A 6,458-nucleotide genomic window follows, 5' to 3' on the forward strand; every position below is an offset into this window, starting at 1 on the left:
ACAAGCCTTAAATGAAGTTTCACGCCAGCTTTTGTTTTGCGAAACGTTGCCCATTTGTAATTCGTTAAATTAAGAGGCAATGTGCTAGAATCAATGATCTTCAATGGCATGGATGAATTCAGTCGCTTTTTGTGAAATCCCTGGATCTGATAGACGAGATCCAGAAACAAAGCTGCCAAAATCGTTGGGTCTACTTCATTGTTTTTGCGTGAAAGCTGAGACGCACTAATTGATTCAAACCCAAGTGCTTTTTGAAAGTCCTCATCCAGGAGCGCATCGCTCATCGCCTCGAGGATTTCGGTTTCATGAAGCTGCGCAAATAGTAAAATTTTAATATAAGCTTCTGTCGTAAGTTTCTTTGTGTAATAATCTTGTTTCAAGTTTTCTACTTGTTCATAAACCTTTTTAAAATTAATAGGTTCCATCCATTTACTAAATGATGATAATTGTGTATTCTTGTCCATGAGATGTTCCTTTATATTGAATTTGGACAGGAAGCCACCCGTCCTATTCAGTATAAAGGATTTTTTTATGGACAAACTACTAAATAATTGAACATTCTTAGTATTTTTTGTTTTTAGATTTAATTTATGCAATGCTAGTGATTCATTCCAATCTTTTAATCATCAACTATTTATCAAAATAATTAAACCAACAATAGCCATAATCCACGACAATGTTGCTCCCTGGTTTTTCTCTAACCTCAATTTTATTTTCATTAATGGTTCCCGAAGCCATTGTTTAAATAATAAATGTATTCCAATAAGAATGAGCGGTGGAAGTACCATAATGAAGTTATAACCTGCTAGTATGGGAATCCATTGAAATGGATTTAATTTGACTGTTGTCATGATGCCGATAGCCGCAAAATAAGGTAATGCTGTCCCGACTTCAATTAAACCAGTCATTAAGCCAAGCATAACCATGGCCAACATACTTTTCGACTTCGGTTTATATGTTTTAGGGGTGGATTTAGCTGGTACAAAAAAACTCCCAATAAATAGCCCCAAACCTAAATAAAACATAAATTGACTGAGTATAACACTTTCATCGAAACTCGGAAACTTCCGGAAAATACTTCCAACCCCCATCATTAAAAATATTCCTACAGTAAAATAAAAGATGCCAACCGTTAACAGATAAGCAAATAACCTTCTAATTAATCGCTCCTCTTCCATAAGTAGCATATAAACAGTTACACTTAACGTTGTCGGACTCAATGTGTCCACTAAAGCTAATATGCCTATCGGAATTAAAAATTCAAAACTCACTTAATATCATCCTATTCTTACATTATTGGCTAAATATTCACAATAAGGATTTTTACACAATAAACACAAAAACACTTAATAGGATAGGAAAAGTACATCAATTATCGTATAGAAATATTCCCCGAGGCTGTTTTTATTCCAATAAAATAAGTTCCTTCATTTGCTTTCCCTTCAATCGATTTATCATTTTGCTTTTCTATGTCAATTGGTACAGTAATTGTTTGTAACCCACTTGCTGTCTTTGTCTGTAATACAATGTCCGGTTGTATCGTATTCAACGATACAACTACGTTTCCGCTCAATGTTGTAATATTTACATCACTATGGAAATCCTTGAAGTCTAGCGTAATATTCCCGCTTTTCTCATTTACTTCGATATTTGTTGTTTCAAGGTCTTCAGATGTTACATTTCCGGATGTTCCATTAATAATAACTTTTCCTGTAAAATCTTTTGAAATCTTGACTAGGAGTTGAGTATTTAAATTAATTTGCGGACCAATGTTAAAGATCCTTTTCTCCATAGATATGGATACTTCATTCGCCTTTTCGGATACATCAATATTTTTATTTGAGTGTAACACTTCTAAATTTGACTGTTCTACACTGATTAGATGAACATTTTCACTTCCATGGTCAATGTAAATAGTATCAATACCATCAAGATCAATTGAGTGTACAACTTCTTCTTGATTAAAATTACATCCCGTTAACAATATCATGCTTAAAAAAATAGTAATCAAATATTTTTTCATCTCTATCCCTCTTAAAAATAAAATTTTATAAAAATCCATCTATTCTACCTTGAACAATTTTACAGATGAAACTTCAATGTCGCTTATTTTCATAAAAATCCCATGCCTCTTCTATTAAATTTAATATATCCTGTTCTATCGGATAAAAGCCCATCTTTGTTGATTTTTCTGGTGATTTACGTATTTCCCATAATTTATTAAAAAAATCATCATTTTCACCAAATGTATCTATTGCCTTTTCATACATACAATGTATAATTTGCTGAATTTCTGGAGAATTAGCACCCTTATGTTTGAATTTTTTCAAATCAACCAAATAGGAAATCCATTCAAGAGAGTGCGGATCATCACTGTCCATTTTCGGTAATTTGTTAAGTAATTTCCTTTCACCTTGATGAAAATATTTATCACGAAATATATTTTGTTGTTCATTTTTACTCTGATACAATTGAATTAATTTATTTATATATGTCAAATCAACCGAATTCTCAATTTTTAGGGTGTTTAAGAGTCCTTTTAGCGTTTTTTCTATTTGAATAATTCTTTGTTTTTCTTGCAAAATATAGTTTAACTGATTTTTTAGTCCGATCTCCCAATCCCAGTTTTTATCAGATAACATCTCCTTTATCTCGATTAAACGAAATCCTAAAGATTTTAAAAATTGGATTTCCTGAAGTTTTTTTATCTCCTTTTCACTATATAATCGATGCCCACCTTCTGTTTTTCCAGCTGGAGGCAATAAATTTATTTCATCATAATAACGCATTGTTCGAACAGAAACTCCAGTTTGTTTTGTTAACTCTTTAATTGAAATCATTTCCCTATCACCTCATTCTGACTATAAGTATATAAGATTACGTTACGTCACTTTCAAGTATCTCTCCTGGTCTTTGCTCAAAATATTTTTATTCCCATATAAATTGCAATGCACCAAATTAATATCGCAGAAATTTAATTTATCCATTTTAGAATAGTTCCATTTTTATTAAATCGGCCAACTCTTTTCCCAGCAATAGCTAAGGCAAAGAACCAAACCCAAGAAACTACAATACACGTAATTGTAAAAATCCATTTTTCATGATTTTGATAGAGCATTGAGTTCGTCCCAATTACCCCTATCGTATCCAAAATGGCATGTGGATTTAGTAAGGACACGGAAGCAGCAAACGTAATTTGCCTTTTTGGAGAAATTTGTTTATTTTCTGCATTGTTCAGTTCAGATCTATCCTTCCACATTAGCCAACCTATATAAATTAAGAAAATAAATCCTATTGTATATAATAAAACACGGACCCATTCAAAACTTAAAATAATAATCGATACACCTGCTACTGCCAATGAAATAAGAATCGTATCACAAATACCAGCCGTTATAACAGATGGAAATGCAGACATAACTTTTTTATGAGTTGCTCCTTGATTAAAAATAAAAATATTTAGTACTCCTAAAGGAATTATTAATCCAAAAGCTAAAATGATTCCATGAACCAATGCTTCCATCTTCTTCCCTCCCATCGTATTTTAGAATAAGGGAATTTACTCTGTTTGTCTCCAACCAATTGGTTGGAAAAATAGCCAACCATTTCATATCATTATTAAAAATACGAGGAGGGTTGAAAGATGGGTAATATATAATGGAAGCCGAAAAAATCCTCATCATTACCTTTACATCTACAAATCTACAATTACATAAAAAGGAAAATTTTGAATGGAGAATGGTCTATTGGAATGAAGTTACCGTCACAAAGAAACTTAGCAAAACAGTTTGATGTTAACCGAAGTACAATTATTATGGCTCTTGAAGAACTTTCCGCAGATGGTTTAATTGAATCGAAAGTTGGAAGTGGTACAACAGTAATAAATAATACTTGGGGAATTCTAGCATCGTCATCTCCACCTAATTGGATTGGTTATGTACGTTCTGGTATTCATAAGCCCAATAATAACAGCGTACAAAAAATTAATGAGGCTGAAACAAATCCTCATATAATTCGACTAGGAACCGGTGAACTTTCCCCCGAACTGTTATCTTGTAATCAACTATCAAAACTGTTGCAAATGGATATGAGAAGTAACCTATCTTTAGGGTATGAAGGACCTAAAGGGAGCATTCACCTCAGGGAAACAATTTGTGATTATTTAAAAGGAAAGGGCATCGAAACTTCGCCTTCATCTATATTGATTGTTTCGGCGGTTTACAAGCTTTACAATTGATTTCAATCGGTCTGTTACAACGGGGTTCAGTTATTTTTCATGAATCACCTTCATATCTTAATTCTATTCATGTTTTTCAATCTGCCGGCATGAATTTATTCGGTATCCCTATGGATGAGGAAGGGATCAAATATGAAACGACAGCACAACCCTGCTTTAATCTATACAATACCATCGTTCCACAATCCAACAGGCACTCTAATGTCTGAAAGAAGGAGAAAACAACTTTTGGAAGACTGTCAAAAAGCTTCTCTTCCTATAATTGAAGATGATGTTTATGGTGATTTGTGGTTTGAACAACCACCGCCTAAACCACTAAAAGCAAATGATAAGCAAGGTAGTGTACTTTATATTGGAAGTGTATCTAAGACATTCAGTCCAGGCCTGCGGATTGGCTGGATTGATGGGCCCGAACCTGTTATCAACCGACTTGCTGACATTAAAATGCAAACAGATTACGGCTCAAGTTCTATTTCACAATTTTTAGTAAATAAATGGCTTAAAAATGGGTATGAAGAGGACTTAACTTTAGTTAGGAGTGAATTAAAATGTAGAAGGGATTATATGATTGAAATTTTAAATACTTATTTTTCTAATATAGCTACATGGAATATTCCAAGTGGGGGATTTTATATTTGGCTAAAAATCACTCCTAGTATTTCCACTAGGAAGTTATTTGAAAAAGCTCTTCAAGAGGGAATACTGCTAAATCCAGGTAATATATATGATAAGGACGATCATACACATTTACGATTGTCCTATTCCTATGCAACTTTAGATCAAATTAAAAAAGGCCTCAAAAGAATATCGGAATTAATCATTGAAATGATGTAGAATCTATGAAACGATTATAACTTATGTATTAGTGTATTATTATACCGGTTTAAAATCCTTAAATTGAGTTACTGGTTCGTGAAGTAATTTCAAACAATTTCCTTGGTATTAAGATAGGCAGAACAAGGACTTTCCAATCCCTACTATAGTTAGAAAGTCCTTTTCACTTATCTCCTTTCATAATATGAAAGCTATATAGTTTTCATTTAGTTAATACGAGTTACCATGGTAGAATATTCTCCAGTCTCTACAGTATAAGAATCAAATGTGGATATTAAAATCTCTTCCATAAATGAAAGGCCTGGCGCATAAATAAAACTTCCACCAATTTTTAAGGATTTTAATATCTCCATATACTTTGTTGCATACTTTTCATAATCTCCATCAGGTCTCAAGTGATGGTGCATAAAATGATTTGAAAATGCCATATGAGAAATGACAGTTCCCCAAGTGTCTGGAACGTACGTATACTCAAGCCAATCCACTTGATATATTTTATTGTTCAGATTCTGAACATTTCGATCCAACCCGTATACAACTATGTCATTTTTCCTTAAAAAGTGAACAAGGTTTGCCTGTTGTCCACATCCAATATCTAAAACAGGCTGTTTAACCTTTGACAAATAGATACCTAATAATCTCATTTGAAACTCGGAAGTATATTCAGCACATTTTATTTCAAGTACATCCGGGCTTTCCCTATACTTTTTAAATATCTCTTTACCGTTTGAATCTAATAAAAAGCTCTGTAGATTTTTATAATGGGAACGAAACAACTGATCAATTTCTTCTTCAGATACTTCCTTTGATTACAAATTTCATATACCTGTTGAAGCAGAGCTTCATAGACTTTTTGAAGTTGAAGATAATCCTTTTGGGAAAAATTTAAATATTGATTCACCTCAACGAATAAACGAATCGTTTTATCTGAAATGTATTTTGCCAGTTTTTGAGTTGTGTCATTTAAATGTGCAGTTTCTATAAAATTTGCGATATCTTTGGATTTTTGTTTGAATAAAGCACTAGTTTCTTTGGAAGAATTTAAAACGAATCGTCCATTTGTCAACTCATAAAAAAGACTTTTATTTCGATTGTGGAATAAGTATGTGTAAAATAGTTCTCGGTGATATTTCTACAAAATCCTAGCCAAAAAGGAAGAGGCACTCTATCATAAATGTATGCTTACCAGGGCAAATACACTTAGAAAGAGGCCTCTTCATGAATACTATTATATCAAAAATATACACATTAATACACCAAACTGACAATTTAATCAGCTGTGAAGAGTAAATTTTATTAAATCTCTTCCAATCAATAAAAAAGGTTGAGTCATTTACAGAATATTCAATAAATTATTTTCACCCAATTTTTGCTAAAAAGCCAAGCC

General features: G+C 32.5%; 6 protein-coding genes and 1 pseudogene. 1 reads left to right on the forward strand and 6 read right to left on the reverse strand.

Features of this window, described 5'->3' with window-relative positions; genetic code table 11:
* The 5 genes from IEV18_RS16220 to IEV18_RS16240 all read right to left on the reverse strand — a co-directional run.
* On the reverse strand, positions 1-464 hold a 464-nt coding region (locus IEV18_RS16220; RefSeq protein ID WP_188393410.1), incomplete at its 3' end, for a DUF4372 domain-containing protein.
* Between the two features lie 162 nt (positions 465-626).
* On the reverse strand, positions 627-1,271 hold the full coding sequence (locus IEV18_RS16225) for a GAP family protein (RefSeq protein WP_188393411.1): 645 nt from the start codon (positions 1,269-1,271) through the stop codon (positions 627-629).
* Between the two features lie 101 nt (positions 1,272-1,372).
* Positions 1,373-2,023 carry a DUF4097 family beta strand repeat-containing protein gene (locus IEV18_RS16230; protein WP_188393412.1) on the reverse strand — a complete coding sequence of 217 codons (651 nt, stop codon included), beginning with the start codon at positions 2,021-2,023 and terminating at the stop codon, positions 1,373-1,375.
* 73 nt (positions 2,024-2,096) lie between these two features.
* Positions 2,097-2,840 (reverse strand): MerR family transcriptional regulator, encoded by a 744-nt coding sequence (locus IEV18_RS16235; protein ID WP_033826652.1) that lies wholly within the window; start codon positions 2,838-2,840, stop codon positions 2,097-2,099.
* Between the two features lie 134 nt (positions 2,841-2,974).
* The gene (locus IEV18_RS16240) at positions 2,975-3,523 is read right to left on the reverse strand and encodes a LysE/ArgO family amino acid transporter (protein ID WP_188393413.1); all 549 of its coding nucleotides are present in this window, start codon (positions 3,521-3,523) and stop codon (positions 2,975-2,977) included.
* A gap of 177 nt (positions 3,524-3,700) precedes the next feature.
* Between IEV18_RS16240 and IEV18_RS16245 the strand changes: the two are divergent.
* Positions 3,701-5,071: pseudogene (locus IEV18_RS16245) on the forward strand (aminotransferase-like domain-containing protein).
* A 206-nt stretch (positions 5,072-5,277) separates the two neighbouring features.
* Here IEV18_RS16245 and IEV18_RS16250 read toward each other — a convergent pair.
* Positions 5,278-5,847, reverse strand: a complete 570-nt coding sequence (locus IEV18_RS16250) for a class I SAM-dependent methyltransferase (protein ID WP_229733698.1) — start codon at positions 5,845-5,847, stop codon at positions 5,278-5,280.
* Positions 5,848-6,458 lie beyond the last annotated feature (611 nt).

The organism is Compostibacillus humi, from assembly GCF_014637175.1.
In the GTDB taxonomy this organism is placed as follows: Bacteria; Bacillota; Bacilli; order Bacillales; family Amphibacillaceae; genus Oceanobacillus; species Oceanobacillus humi.

Excerpts from the sequence above, each read along its gene's own strand:
- IEV18_RS16230 (WP_188393412.1), bottom strand. The coding sequence starts at position 2,023 with ATGAAAAAATATTTGATTACTATTTTTTTAAGCATGATATTGTTAACG.
- IEV18_RS16235 (WP_033826652.1), bottom strand. The coding sequence starts at position 2,840 with ATGATTTCAATTAAAGAGTTAACAAAACAAACTGGAGTTTCTGTTCGA.
- IEV18_RS16240 (WP_188393413.1), bottom strand. The coding sequence starts at position 3,523 with ATGGAAGCATTGGTTCATGGAATCATTTTAGCTTTTGGATTAATAATT.